Genomic DNA, 14,406 nt, shown 5'->3' with positions numbered 1-14,406 from the left:
AAATTTCAGCTTACACACTAAAGCAATATCATGCTTAAAAAATTTATAGAACGCCCGGTTTTATCTACCGTAATATCAGTGATACTGGTAATACTGGGTGTGCTGGGCCTTATTACCCTCCCCGTATCGCAATACCCGGATATAGCGCCGCCAACGGTGCAGGTGCAGGCTTTTTATAGTGGTGCTAATGCCGATGTGGTTTTAAAAAGTGTCATCATCCCAATGGAGGAGCAGATAAACGGGGTGGAGAACATGACCTACATGACCTCCAGCGCCAGTAACGACGGCTCGGCATCAATCACCGTTTATTTTAAAGTAGGTACCAACCCCGATCTGGCAGCTGTAAACGTGCAGAACCGCGTATCAAGGGCAACCAGCTTACTGCCGCTGGTGGTAACACAATCGGGTGTGTCGGTATCCAAAAGCCAAAGCAGTAATCTTCTTATTTTTTCGCTATACAGCGAGAATAAAACTTACGACGAAACCTTTCTGCAGAACTACACCAAAATAAACCTGGTGCCGGCCATACAGCGTGTAACGGGTGTGGGTAACGCCATGGTATTCGGCTCTAAAGATTACTCGATGCGTATTTGGCTGAAACCTGATGTTATGTCGCGCTACAGCTTAATACCCGATGATGTTACCGAAGCACTCAACGAGCAAAATATAGAAGCGGCGCCGGGTAAGTTCGGCGAGAACAGCCACGAGCCTTTCCAGTATGTGATCCGTTATAAAGGGCGTTTGCAATCGGCCAAGGAGTTTGGCGATATCATCATCAAATCGGTAGGCAACGGTCAGCTATTGCGATTGAACGATATTGCCCGGGTAGAGCTGGGCGCGCTGGACTATTCCTTCCAGGAAGTGACTAACGGCCATGAATCGGTGGGTGTGGCTATCAGTCAAACGGCGGGGTCAAACGCCCGTGATGTAATTGATAATACCAAAAAGATCTTAGATGAAGCATCAGAGAAATTCCCGAAGGGCGTCAAAATAGCCTACCTGGTTGATGCCAATGAGTTTTTAAATGCCTCGATAGAAAAAGTGATCAGCACATTAATAGAGGCCTTTATACTGGTTTTTATTGTGGTGTTTGTTTTCCTGCAGGACTTCCGCTCTACGCTGATACCCGCCATTGCTGTACCCGTAGCAATTTTGGGTACATTCTTCTTTCTCAACCTGTTTGGCTTTACCATCAACCTGCTAACCTTGTTCGCGCTGGTACTGGCTATTGGTATTGTGGTGGATGATGCCATTGTGGTAGTAGAGGCCGTGCATGCCAAAATGGACCAGGGTTATAAATCGGCACGAAAAGCATCCGTCGATGCCATGAACGAGATCTCGGGCGCCATTATTTCCATCACATTGGTTATGTCGGCAGTATTTTTGCCGGTTACTTTTATCTCCGGTTCAACCGGGGTGTTTTACAAACAATTTGGTATTACCCTGGCGGTGGCTATTTTATTATCCGCTGTAAACGCTTTAACCTTAAGCCCCGCATTGTGCGCGCTGTTTTTAAAGCCGCACGAGAAGGGAACAAAAAAGCATGGCTTTATCAATCACTTTTATGTGGTGTTCAATACCGCCTTTGATGCGGTAAGCGGTAAGTATAAAAAATCTGTTGGCTTCCTGTCGCACCGTAAGTGGATAGCGCTTTTGGCTGTGGCCGTGTTCTCGGCTGTGTTTGTTTACCTGGTAAAAACCACACCATCCAGCTTTGTGCCTAATGAGGACCAAGGGACGATATTCGCTGCTATCAGCTTGCCGCCTGCTTCGTCAATGGAGCGTACTGCAGCGGTTGCCACTAAGATAGACAGCATAGGCCGCACTTTTCCCGAAGTAGAAAACTCGCTAAAACTGGTGGGCTTTAACTTCCTCGCGGGCTCGGGAAGTGCCTACGCCATGGTGATCTTAAAACTGAAGGACTGGGACCAGCGCAAAGAAAAGGAACAAAGCCTGGAAGCCATTATTGGCCAGTTGTTTTATAAAACCAAGGACCTTCGCGAAGCGAGCGTATTCTATTTTTCGCCGCCAACGCTGCAGGGTTTTGGTAACAGCGACGGCTTTTCTTTTGAATTGCAGGATAAAGGTGGCCATACCGTAGAAGAGCTATTTAAGGTGAGTAATAACTTTCAGGCAGCGCTTGGGCAACGTGCCGAAATTCAAAGTTTAAACTCTTCGTTCAATCCAAACTTCCCGCAGTTCCAGGTGGATATAAACGTAGCAAAATGTAAAGAGGCAGGCGTAACCGTAAACTCGGTACTAAGCACTTTGCAGGGATATTACGGTGGTTTATATGCATCAAACTTTAACCAGTTTGGCAAGCAGTACCGCGTTATGGTACAGGCCGATTATGACTACCGCGCCAAGGAAACCGGGCTGAGCAAAATATTTGTACGCAACAACGCCGGTGTAATGGCACCCATCACCACCTTCATCACGCTAAAAAAAGTGTTTGGCCCCGAGGCTATCTCCAGGTTTAACCTGTTTACAGCCATTTCGGTATCGGGGTCGCCAAAACCGGGTTACAGTACCGGGGATGCTATCAACGCCATTAAGGAAGTTGCCAAAACACATCTGCCGGCAGGTTACGATTATGAATTCTCGGGTTTAACACGCGAGGAGCTGAGCACAGGCTCGCAGTCGGCTTATATATTTATTTTGTGTTTGGTGTTTGTATATTTCTTATTGAGCGCGCAGTACGAAAGTTACATTCTGCCTTTCGCGGTATTGCTTTCGCTGCCGGTTGGTTTGGCAGGCACCTATATCTTTGCCACCATATTTGGTATAGGCAGTAATATTTACCTGCAGATATCCCTCATTATGCTCATTGGCTTATTGGCCAAAAACGCCATTTTGATAGTGGAGTTTGCCTTAGACCGTCGCAGGGCGGGGATGGACCTTATTCCATCGGCTATTGCCGGGGCTGAGGCACGCTTACGCCCCATCCTGATGACCTCCTTCGCCTTTATCTTCGGTATTATGCCATTGATGTTCTCTACCGGCGCAGGCGCTAACGGTAACAGATCTATCGGCGTAGGCGCGGTAGGGGGCATGTTTGTGGGGACGGTATTTGGTGTATTTGTGATACCTGTGCTGTTTATCATCTTCCAGCATTTGCAGGAGAAGGTGGGCCGCGATAAATCGCACGACGACGACGATGATGATGTGGTGGCTGAAGTAAAACCAGCCAATTAATTTTGAAGATATTTTAACAATGAACAGATCTGTCATAAAATACATAGCCCTTTTTGCAGTAGTGGCGGTTATCCTGCAGGCCTGCAAGGTTGGTAAAACGTATAAAACGCCCGATGTAAATACCGCCGGTTTGTACCGGGGCGTTGCCGCAACGGATAGCGCCACCATGGCGACCTTACCCTGGCAAAGCCTGTTTGCCGATACCGCCCTAAAAAGTTTGATACAGGAGGGTATCAGTAATAACCTCGACTTGAAATCGGCCGTGCAGCGAATATTGGCTGCTCAGGCAACTTTGCAGCAAAGCAAGGCCGCATTTCTGCCAAGCTTAAGTGGCAGCGCTAATGTAACCCGCTCCAAACAATCGCAGGCAGGTTTAAATTTCCCGGCAGGCATCAGTTTTAATACTTTAACCACTACCTACCAGGCTGGTTTAAGCACTTCGTGGGAGGCTGATGTATGGGGCAAATTAAGCAGTACCAAACGCGCCGCCTTAGCCAACTTTTTGCAAAGCGATGCTGCCAAACGTGCGGTACAAACGCAGCTGATAGCAGATATTGCCAATAACTATTTTACCCTGCTGGCTTTAGACAAGCAACTGGAGATCACACTCGAAACCCTGAAAAACAGGATAAGGGATGTAGAGACCATGAAGCAGCTGAAAGAGGGTGCCGTAGTTACCGGCGCAGCCGTGGTACAAAGCGAAGCCAACCGCTATGCCGCCGAGGTATCAATCCCGGATATAAAACGCAGCATCCGCGAAACCGAGAATGCTTTGAACGTTCTATTATCGCGCCCGCCCGGTCCGGTTAGTCGGACCACGCTGGCAAGCCAAAACATAGCGAGCGACCTGCAAACCGGTTTCCCGGCGCAACTGCTAACGAACCGCCCGGATGTGCAGCAAAGCGAACTGGCCTTCAGGGTTGCGTTTGAGAATACCAATGTTGCCAAAAGCTATTTTTATCCGCAGTTTACCATCACTGCGCAGGCCGGCCTATCCACCCTGCAATTGAGCGACTTTTTTAATAAATCGATATTTTATAATGCCGTGGCGGGGCTTACCCAACCCATATTTAACCAGGGTATTAATAAAGCCCGTTTACGCACCGCGCAGGCACAGCAGCAACAGGCGTTAAACAGTTTCCAGAAAACCTTGTTGGTAGCAGGGCAGGAGGTATCTGATGCCTTGTACGCTCATCAAACAGCTATCGAAAAGGAGGATGCCCGCAGTAAGCAGATAACCGCGCTGCAAAAATCGGTAGAGTACACGCAGGAATTATTGCGTTACAGTTCGGCTACCAACTATACGGATGTTTTGACATCGGAGCAAACGTTGTTATCGGCGCAACTAAGCGGTGTGAACGATAAGCTGCAGGAATTGCAGGCGGTTGTGAACCTATACCGTGCTTTAGGCGGCGGCTGGCGATAACGAAAAAAGGAGATGCTCTGAATTGAACATCTCCTTTTTGATTCAGAAGGGTTAAAATCGAAACTTATCCCTTTTTGGTAACCCTAACCCAGTCTACCAGCATTTTTGCTTTTTGATTTTTAATGAGATTTAACGCTTTCTCGGATAGGCCGTAATAAGGCTTTTTGAGGCCGTTTATTTTGAATGGATAAATACCACCTACAGCAAAGTTCAGTATCAGGTATTGCTTATCGGTGAAAACCCATTTGCCATAATGCTGCGCCATGGTTTTTGTCACCCGGAACATAGGCACGCCATCGTATTTAAACACAAAGCTTTCGGGGGTCCAGTCAACCGCGTAGGTATGCCATTTGGTTGCATCATTGTTTTTATTTAAATATAAGCGGTTTACAAATGGCGTTTCGCCGCTATAACCGGGGCCATGTACGGCAGCGCTAACCCAGTCGGCTTCGCCTATAAACTCCATAATGTCGGTTTCGCCGCCGGCAGGCCAGTTAGGGTAGCCTAACATCCACCAGGCGGGCCATAAGCCATCAGCTGCTACCAGTTTAATACGTGCCTCGGCGGTGCCATAGGTAAAATCAAACTTATTTATGGTGGTGAGCCTTCCCGAAATGAAATCGAAGGTTTGCCCATCGAAAGTTCTAAACCCGGGCGAATACCTTGGGCTTAATACAAGCGCGCCATTACGCGCACCTTCGGCGGCGGCACCGTTTACAAACGAGATCACATTGGCAGAATCTACGTAGGCCTGTAATTCGTCGTTAACATGAAAGCCGGTAACTATTGGCGTCCATTTGCTGCGGTCGAGCTTATTTCCCGAAAAATCGTCAAAAAAAATCACCTTACCGGCTGGTTTCGCCGCGACCGGCTTTTTTGTTTGAGAAAGGGCGGGCAAGGCAATTATCGCCGCCATAGCAGCAGCAAAAAAATATTTTTTGTAAAGCATAAACTAATAGGGTTATGGTCATATAAAAAGGAGCACCAATGTTGGCGCTCCTTTTTATAGATGTTGTTATCTGTAAACTCGTACGTACTCAACCTCCATGGTGGCATTGGTGATGGCCGGATCTACTGCGCCGCCAAAGTTACCGCCCATCGCCACGTTCATGATGAGGAAGAAATTGGCATTAAATGGTTTGCTTGAGTCATTGGCGAAAGTATGGAACACCGTACCATCAACAGAAAACTTCATTTGGGTAGCGGTCCACTCCATGCTATAAATATGGAATTCGGTTGATGCTGTAGGTATCATGGTGGTATTGCCTACCCCGTTGCCCCCGGAATGGCCCGTGTAATGCAGCGTAGCAAATATTTTGTTCTGCTGGTTACCTACATGTTCCATAATATCTATCTCACCGCAGGCAGGCCATGGGGTGGTATCTATACTGCTGCCCAGCGCCCAAAGCGCAGGCCAGGTGCCCGCACCGGCAGGTAGTTTTGCCTTAAATTCTACGCGGCCATATTTAAAGTTGAACTTACCTTTTGACAGCAATCGGGCAGATGTATAGTTAAAGCCGCTGAAGTTTTCTTTCTTCAGCATGATCTTCAGCTTGCCATCTGCTACGATAACGTTATCGGCGCGGTTGGTGTAATACTCCAGTTCGTTATTGCCCCAGCCGCCGTTGTTGCCCAGGTCGTAACCCCATTTACCGGGATCGGGAGCACCGGCTTTATCAAACTCATCTGAAAAGATAAGCGATTCGCTCGCCGCCACGGTAACCTGTGTGGTTTGCGTGGTTACGCTACCTGCAGCGCTTTTTACAGTAACCTTTACGGTATAGGTACCCGCAACCGGGTACTTGTAAGTAAGCGTACCGGTAGTGGAGCTTTGGTAAACGCCGTTGCCGAAATCGAACTCGTACGATGCCGCGTTGGTGGCCGTAACCGTGAACGCTACGTTGCCGCTGTTATCGGCACTCGGAACTGTCTTTATCTCGATATTCGCCGGCTTATTAGGGTCGGTTTTGTTAGTTTCTTTGCTGCAACTTGCGAACACGGCCACAAGCGCAATTATCATATAGGAGCCTAATTTTTTCATATCCTTATTATTTAACCTTAAATTTTTGATACCATGCAAGCCCGTCGATACCGATGTTACGCAAGGTAATTGTTGTTGCGGTAAGCGATAGTATTTCATAAGTATTGCCACCGGTGCCAAAGTTTATCAAACCGTTACCGGGAACTACGAATTGTATGCGTGTAGAGTTTGCGGCTGTTGAGCCGGAAGTTGCATTCATGAAAGTAAGCTTACGCGGCGCTGTTATATCAATGTTATAGCAGTTGTCGCCACCGGACGCTCCATAGAACGCTGTTGCCCCTGCGATAAAGAACGATTGGCCCTTGTTATTGATAGTAAGCGTAATGTTATTATTAGCATCCTTACTAAAGGTCATTTCATCATCGTACAGGCACTCCGCGCGCTGGTTTGGCTCGGCGCTGTAATAATCAGAACTGTAGGTGTTGGTTGGCCCTACACCCACGTGGCCGGGGGTTTCGCGTGCGGTAACCCATGTTCTCGAACTTCCGTTGGTCAGGTTCTGTAATATGGCAGCCGGGATCTCGAAGGCTACAAAAACCGTTATCTTTTTGGTAGCGGTTGATGTTACGCCGCCGGTACCAATTGCGCTTACGATGATGGTATAATCTGATGTGCCCGGGTTAGCGTATTTATGCGTTACCTTACCGGTTGGCACAATTTCCACATTGCCATCGCCATAATCTACTTTGTATGATACGGCACTGGTTGCCGTGGTAGTAATGCTTACATTACCACTGCCGCCGCCATTAGGGTTGGCAGCATCTACGCCTTCAATTTGGGTAGTTACAGTCACATCGGTAGGGGTGATGATCTTCCCGAAGGTATACTCCTGCTTTTTACAGCTCACCACCACTATAACAGCCAGCAGGCAAGCCGCTGTTAATACTTTTATATTGATTTTCATTTTTGTTAAATTAATTAAGTGTTATATCATCAAAATAGAAAGTGAAGTTGGCCGAACCGTCACCTGCAGTACCATTGTCAAATATCAGTACTACTTTCTGATAAGAGTTTGCGGTATTGATGGCGCTATAGTCGAAGGTCAATTCTTCCCATTCGTTGGCTTTGGTAGTCAATACTTCTTTTTCGAAGCTGATACCGCCATTGGTAAGGTTCTCAACCTTAAGCAACACCTTTGCACCAATCCTCGGCGACCATACCTTCATTTTAATGATCTTTTTGCTGAAATCGATAGGATTATCAAGCGCGATGAAACTACCTCCATAAGTTGCACCGGGATTTTTGATCATTTTGGCAACTTTTGTGCTGGTGTTTATTCCGCCCGAAGCAGGGTTGTTTACTACGGTAACGTTACCTCCTTCAAAATCGGTAAAGACGTAGTTTAGGGTTGATGACTGAAAATTAAGTGGGATCCCTAAAACCGAAGATGGTGCAGGTACTGCCTTCAGGTCGTCCCAATAAAATACCTTGCCGGATCCGGCTACGCCAAAATCGAAGAATACGGACGCTTTATCGTAGTTGGTAGTTGCGTTAAAGGCCGGTGTACCTGCCGAATTGTTGAGGAAGTTGAATGTCAAAGTTTCCCAAGCGTTAGCGACGGTGGTTACCGCGTCTGTCTCAACAGATTTTGCGCCGTTGGTATGATCCTCCAGTTTTAATTTAATGGTGAGGCCTGCCGCAGGTGAGTATACACGCAGCGTCATTTGGGCAAAGTCGGCAGCAATGGGCACTTTGGTTGCGAAACCGGCTGGCGTGCCAATAGTTGTACCTGCCCAAACTTCGGCGCCGCCTGGTTTGGTGGTCTTTTTAACCTTATTGGCCGCGTTTAACGGGTCAACTGCATCGATACTACTGTTGTTGCCAAAATCGGTAACGGTGTAATCTGTATTTGCTGCGTCAAAGGTCACCGGTAAGCTAATTTGCTGAATAGGGACACTCATTTTCAGGTCGTCCATATAAAACACTTTACCGCTGCCACCGTTGCCAAAGTCGAAGAACATTGACGCCTTATCGTAAGTAAAGGCCGGGTTTATAGCCGGGGTGCCTGCCGAGTTATTATTAAAATCGAAGGTTAGTGTTTCCCATTGATTTGCTTTGGTAGTTTTGGAGTCTGTTTCAACAGAGTTTGCGCCGTTGGCATGATCCTCTAATTTTAACTTGATAGTTAAGCCCGCAGCAGGGGAGTAGATCCTCGCTGTCATTTTTGAGTTAGCAGCGGTAATGCCCACCTTTGTTGCAAAACCCGCTCCTGTACCCAAAGTTGTACCGGCCCAAACCTCGGCACCGCCTGGTTTAGTAACTTTTAAAACTTTGTTTGCCGCATTATCGGGGTCGGCAGTTACGCCGGATTGGTTGCCACCAAAATCGCTGGTGGTGTAATCAAAGTTAGGATCATCAAAGGCCAGCGGCAGGTCTATCTGCTTACCAACCTTAATGGTTTGCGTGGCCTGGGTGGTGGCTACGCCCCCGCTAAGTGCTACAACGCGTACGGTGTAGGTGCCTGCAGCCTTGTAGGTGTGCGCAGCCGGTTGCCCTTCCAGAAATGTATCGAAAGGTTCGGGAGTGGTGCCGGTTTCGTCGCCATAGTACACATGATACATAGTTTCGTAATCGGCTTTTGCATCAACCGTAACCGTTAAACCGTTGGTGTTTACCGCAGGTACAAGGTTGGCCGGTGCGCGGAACGATACCGTAAGCGCCTGGGTAAACTCAACGGTTTTACCGCCAATGTTGTGCCCAACCAATTTTACGTTATAAACACCCTCCGCATACTTATGGTCGATAGTTTTGCCTGCACCTACTTTGGTGTAGGTTTCGCCACCATCGCCAAAGTAAACATCGTAGCTGGTAACGCCCTCGCCGCTTGGTATGATAGTAACCAGGCCGGTGTTATCCTGCGTAATGTTAAATAACACGCCCAACTTACCCGGCTCAGCGGCCTGGGTAACAAAAGATGTATCAATATAATCCTTTTTACAGCCCGCTACTGCGGCCAGTGCCAGGGTTAATCCTAAATAATATTTTATTGCCTTCATATTTTAAAAATTAAGGTTAATAGCCGGGGTTTTGTGTGATACCTGTAATAGTTATCTCTGTCTGCGGGATAGGGAACAGCTCGTGTTTACCCGCTACAAAACCGGTTAGTTTGCTTGCTGCCTGCCCGGTCCTCACCAGGTCGAAGAAGCGATCTCCGTCCATAGCCAGTTCCAGCCTGCGCTCGTCCCAAATGGCCAGTTTAAGTGCATCGCCGGTGGCGGTAACATCATGTGCATTGTCTTTAAATGCACGGCGGCGTACCTGGTTAAGGTAACCCAGTGCTTTTGCATTATCGCCACCGCTGCGGTTAATTGCTTCGGCTGCCATCAGTAAAACTTCAGAGTAACGCATTACACGGAAGTTATTCAGGTAATTCAACTCTATCTGGCCGGATGTTTCGCCTTTACGTGGTAAGTATTTACCGTTATAAAGGCCGGTGTTTTTATAAGGCGCCACCTGGTAGCTGATGCCAAATTCCGGGTGCGCTGTTTTATAAGCCTCGATATTGAAAGCTGTAATATCCTTACGCTGATCGCCTGCTGCGTAAGCATTGGCCAGGTTTTGCGATGGAAGGTTAGTGCTCCAGCCTGCTGCGTAAGGCATTGCGCCACCGCCGCTAAGGCCCCTTATACCGTTTTGCTGAACCGCGTAGTTACCCTGGCCGCGGGTTGCACCACCCCAGTTATAATATGGCGAGCCATTGGTGTATTGTACCTCGAAAACAGATTCTGTACCGTTTTCGCCCGATGCCAGGTAGATAGATGGATAATCGGCTACCAATGTAAATGCGTTTGAAGCAATTATCGGTTCCAACACGGCATCAGCCTCGCTGAATTTATTCTCGTACAAATAAACCTTTCCTAATAAACCCTGAGCAGCATATTTAGTAATGCGGCCCGGCTGTGTTGATGTTGTTGGCAACACGGCGATTGCGGCAAGCAGGTCTTTTTCTATCTGGGCGTACACTTCCGTCTTTGGTGAACGGGCAAGGCCCCTTGCGTCGGTAAGCGAGATGCGTTTATCCAAAAATATTGGCACATCGCCCCACATTTTTACCAAAGTAAAATAGTAATAGGCACGTAGGAAATAAACCTCGCCGTACATGGCATCTTTACCGCTGAAATTAACGGTTTCACCTGCGGGGTTTTTGTCCTTATACTGAACAATATAATTGGTGCGGTTAACACCTTCATAAGCAACCCTATACAGGTCCTCCAGCGCGGAGTTGATAGGTGTAAGCGTAAAATCATCTATCTGTTGCAGCGCCAGTACGTCTGATGCGCTTTCGCCGCCTGCTACCGAGTTATCAGAAGCAATATCGCCAATTACGGTAACCTGGTTAAGCCATTGCACCGGCGTATAAGCGCTCACCACCATGTTGCGGTAATCGCTTTCCGATTTAAAGTAATCCAGATCGGTTACAATAAAATCTTCGTGCGGGTTATAATCAATAAACTTTTTGCATGAACCCATTAGTGTTGCAACAACAACCAGGGCAATCATCTTCATATATATCTTTTTCATTGTTTTCCGGTTTAATTCATTACAAGTTAATATCAAGCCCTACTGCGTAAATACGTGCCTGCGGGTATGCACCACGGTCCACGCCGTTCTCTAATAAGTTGCCGCCGCCCGATATTTCAGGGTCGTAACCGTTATATTTGGTAATAACGAACGCGTTTTTCACCTGCGCGTAGATCCTAACCGACCTGAACACGTTTTTCAACGCAGCTTTCGAGAAGGTGTAACCCAACTGGATGTTTTTTACTTTCACAAAAGAACCATCTTCAACATACCTGTCTGATACGCGGATGTTGCTGTTTGGGTCGGTGAAAGAGTAACGCGGGTAGCGTGCATCGTTGGTGCTGCCTTCGCCTGTCCACCTGGCCAACACCGCGCGGTATTTGTTGCTGAAGTTGGCGTTACGCTCGTAAGCACGATAGATATCGTTACCTATTGAAGCGTAGGTTAAGGCGCTGAAATCAAAGCCTTTGTAGGCCATGCTCAGGTTCCAGCCTAAAGTAAAGTTAGGGAAGGGGTCGCCTATTTTTACCCGGTCATCGGCGTTTATCAGGCCATCTTTATTGGTATCAACAAAGCGGATATCGCCCGGTTGCGCGCCTGCCTGTGTTGGCGCTGCTGCAATTTCGGCGGCGTTTTGGAACAAGCCATCGGTTTTATAGCCGTAGAAATAAGCAGGCGTTTGGCCTTTCTCAAACACGGTAACTGTTTGCGACTGGCCGTTAAAGAAACCACCACCCAGGATCCGTGCGGTACCATCGGCGTTGGTAGCCGTTACCATGTTTTTAATAGTGGTAATGTTGAACGAGTTGTTCAATTTAAAGCCGGTACCAATGGTTTCGTTGTAACTTATGGTAATATCTAAACCGGTGCTTTTTGTGGAGCCAATGTTATACGGCGGCACGGGTATGGTACCGTAGATGCCCGGCGCATTTGGGGTAAACAACAATCCACTAACCCTTTTTTGATAATAATCGGCAGAGATAGACAGTTTGTGGAACATGGTAAGATCGAACCCGATGTTGCCTTGTTTTTGTTTCTCCCAGGCCAGGTCGTCGTTACGCGATGAAGCAAGCGTTGAGCCGGTGTAGAAAACGTTACCATAGTTGTAACCGTTGCTGTTGGCCGTAGAGCCATAATCAGGGCCGCCTGTGTTTATTTTATTATACTGAGGGGACACATTTTCGTTACCGGTTACACCGTAGCTGCCGCGGATCTTCAGAAAATCGATGAACGATGGTTTAAAGAATTCCTCGCTGGTAACTACCCAGCCTAAGGAACCTGCATAGAAATCGGCAAATTTGTTGTTGATACCGAATGCATACGAACCATCGCGGCGTGCCGAGAATGAGGCCAGGTAACGGTTTTTGTAATCGTAGTTAACACGACCGAAGTACGATAAGTTCCTCCTGAAGTACTGAAAGTAGCCGCCTGTTTGCGCATTTGGGTTATCGGCACTGTTGGTGCCTGTTGCAGCAGAATAATCGGCAAACTCCCACGAGTTGAACGGAACATCCTGCCGGCCTACATTCATACCGTTGCCGGTGATCTTAGCCATTGAGAAACCTAATACGGTCTCAAAATGGTGATCTGTAGCAACGTTGAAATTGTAGTTGGCAAAGTTTTCCCATGTGTAGTTGAAATTGCTGTTTTTGCTTTGGTTTACGCTGTTGTGCCTGCCTGCAATGGGGTTGCCTCCGGCATCAAGGCCGTTCTCAACGTTCTGAGGGCCGAAAAATACCAGCGGCGAGAAGCTTTTAGATTTATCATCGTATTTGGTATAACCAAAGCGGCTGTTAACTTTTAGGCCTTTTATGATATCGTACTGCAATTCAAACTTGCCGTAAATTTTGGTGCCGGTGTTTGTATTGTAAGTATTATCCAGTTGGGTAAGCGGGTTAGAGATCTCTGAAAGCAACAAATTGCTATAACCATACTTGCTTGTCACGCTCGGGTCGGTGTTTAAAACCGATACGGTAGGGTCGAAGTTGAGAGCGTTGCCTATAACACTGTTAAACGAGTTTTCGCCCACACCCTTATTGTTCAGCAATACACCTGTAGTGTTTACAATGAACTTTAGTTTCGATGTAAAATCGAAAGTTAAATTGGCTGTGAACGTACCACGGTTAAAGTGCGATTTATCATAACCACCTACAATACCGCCCTGGTTGAGGTACCCTCCCGACAGGAAGTACGACATTTTTTCGCTGCCGCCGCGTGCCGATATGTTATGCGATTGCATAGGCGCGGTCTGGAAGATCTCTTTTTGCCAGTTGGTACCCGCGCCCAATATAGAAAGATCGGGGAAGATAACGTTACCGCCCGATGCCACGCTGCCTTCGTTTACAATGGCACCGTATTCAGAAGCGTTAAGCACCCCAATGCGGCGGGAAACATCCTGTACGCCGTAGTTGCTGTTGATGGAAAACTCGGTTTTTTGGTTTTTGCGGCCTGTTTTTGTGGTCACCACAATAACGCCGTTACCGCCTTTAAGGCCGTAAATAGCTGTGCTGGCAGCATCTTTAAGCACGTTGATAGATTCGATATCTGATGGGTTGATAGAATTCAGATCGCTTAAGGTTTGGATAGATCCGTCGACCACCACGGTTGGGTCGTTACCCGAGAAAGAGGGGATACCCCTTACCAGTACGGACGGCCTTGCACCCGGCGAACCCGGCTGTATAACGGTAACACCTGATACCAGGCCCTGCAGCGCTTCCTCGGCGCGTACAGCGTTGAGCTTTTTGATATCCGAGCTTTTTACTACAGATATAGCACCCGAAATATTGGTAACTTTTTGTGTACCGTAGCCTACTACTACCACTTCGCTAAGTGCTTTAGCATCATCATCCAAAACAAAGTTTTCAACTCCGGCTGCGGTTACGGTTCTTTCAACCGTTACCATACCGATGAAGGAAACTACTATTACACCGCCACCTTGCGGCAAATTAAGCGTGTAATTGCCATTTACATCTGTTACTGTACCTAAGGCGGTGCCTTTAATGGCAACGGTTGCACCGGGTACGCCTTGTCCGTCGGATTTCTGGGTTACTTTGCCGGTTAAGCGGGCGGATTGTGAATATGCCTCGCCAACAAAACAAAACAGCAAAGCGATAACCACAAGAAACTTGAGTTTAAATTGCATAAGGTTAAATGTTAGTTTATAATTAATTGAAAGGGGGCTGAACCCGTGATTGGTTGTAAAAGTTTTTTCATAAAAGGATTT

Annotated in this window: 8 protein-coding genes; 2 read left to right on the top strand and 6 right to left on the bottom strand. The window is 47.4% G+C overall.

Going from position 1 to position 14,406, the window contains the following annotated elements; all coding sequences use genetic code 11:
- The first annotated feature begins 30 nt into the window (after positions 1 to 30).
- Together IDJ77_RS05155 and IDJ77_RS05150 are read left to right on the top strand one after the other, a co-directional pair.
- Positions 31 to 3,195 (top strand): efflux RND transporter permease subunit, encoded by a 3,165-nt coding sequence (locus tag IDJ77_RS05155; RefSeq protein WP_191187857.1) that lies wholly within the window; start codon positions 31 to 33, stop codon positions 3,193 to 3,195.
- 19 nt (positions 3,196 to 3,214) lie between these two features.
- Positions 3,215 to 4,621, top strand: a complete 1,407-nt coding sequence (locus IDJ77_RS05150) for an efflux transporter outer membrane subunit (RefSeq protein ID WP_191187856.1) — start codon at positions 3,215 to 3,217, stop codon at positions 4,619 to 4,621.
- 64 nt (positions 4,622 to 4,685) lie between these two features.
- On the opposite strand, the gene IDJ77_RS05145 is transcribed toward IDJ77_RS05150, so the two are convergent.
- From IDJ77_RS05145 to IDJ77_RS05120, 6 genes are all read right to left on the bottom strand, one after another.
- Entirely contained in the window at positions 4,686 to 5,570 is an 885-nt protein-coding gene (locus IDJ77_RS05145) for a glycoside hydrolase family 16 protein (protein ID WP_191187855.1), read from the bottom strand.
- Positions 5,571 to 5,636: 66 nt separating this feature from the next.
- On the bottom strand, positions 5,637 to 6,662 hold the full coding sequence (locus IDJ77_RS05140; protein ID WP_191187854.1) for a family 16 glycosylhydrolase: 1,026 nt from the start codon (positions 6,660 to 6,662) through the stop codon (positions 5,637 to 5,639).
- Positions 6,663 to 6,669: 7 nt separating this feature from the next.
- Positions 6,670 to 7,566 (bottom strand): PKD domain-containing protein, encoded by an 897-nt coding sequence (locus IDJ77_RS05135; RefSeq protein WP_191187853.1) that lies wholly within the window; start codon positions 7,564 to 7,566, stop codon positions 6,670 to 6,672.
- A gap of 10 nt (positions 7,567 to 7,576) precedes the next feature.
- Complete coding sequence (locus IDJ77_RS05130) at positions 7,577 to 9,658, bottom strand: PKD domain-containing protein (protein ID WP_191187852.1); 2,082 nt, start codon at positions 9,656 to 9,658, stop codon at positions 7,577 to 7,579.
- A gap of 16 nt (positions 9,659 to 9,674) precedes the next feature.
- On the bottom strand, positions 9,675 to 11,183 hold the full coding sequence (locus tag IDJ77_RS05125; RefSeq protein ID WP_191187851.1) for a RagB/SusD family nutrient uptake outer membrane protein: 1,509 nt from the start codon (positions 11,181 to 11,183) through the stop codon (positions 9,675 to 9,677).
- Positions 11,184 to 11,202: 19 nt separating this feature from the next.
- Positions 11,203 to 14,325 carry a SusC/RagA family TonB-linked outer membrane protein gene (locus IDJ77_RS05120; protein WP_191187850.1) on the bottom strand — a complete coding sequence of 1,041 codons (3,123 nt, stop codon included), beginning with the start codon at positions 14,323 to 14,325 and terminating at the stop codon, positions 11,203 to 11,205.
- Positions 14,326 to 14,406 lie beyond the last annotated feature (81 nt).

Origin of the sequence: Mucilaginibacter pankratovii (assembly GCF_014773265.1) — a bacterium.
Taxonomy (GTDB): Bacteria; Bacteroidota; Bacteroidia; order Sphingobacteriales; family Sphingobacteriaceae; genus Mucilaginibacter; species Mucilaginibacter pankratovii.
The sequence above is the reverse complement of the archived record's forward strand: the minus strand, read 5'-3'. Positions and strand labels throughout refer to the sequence as shown.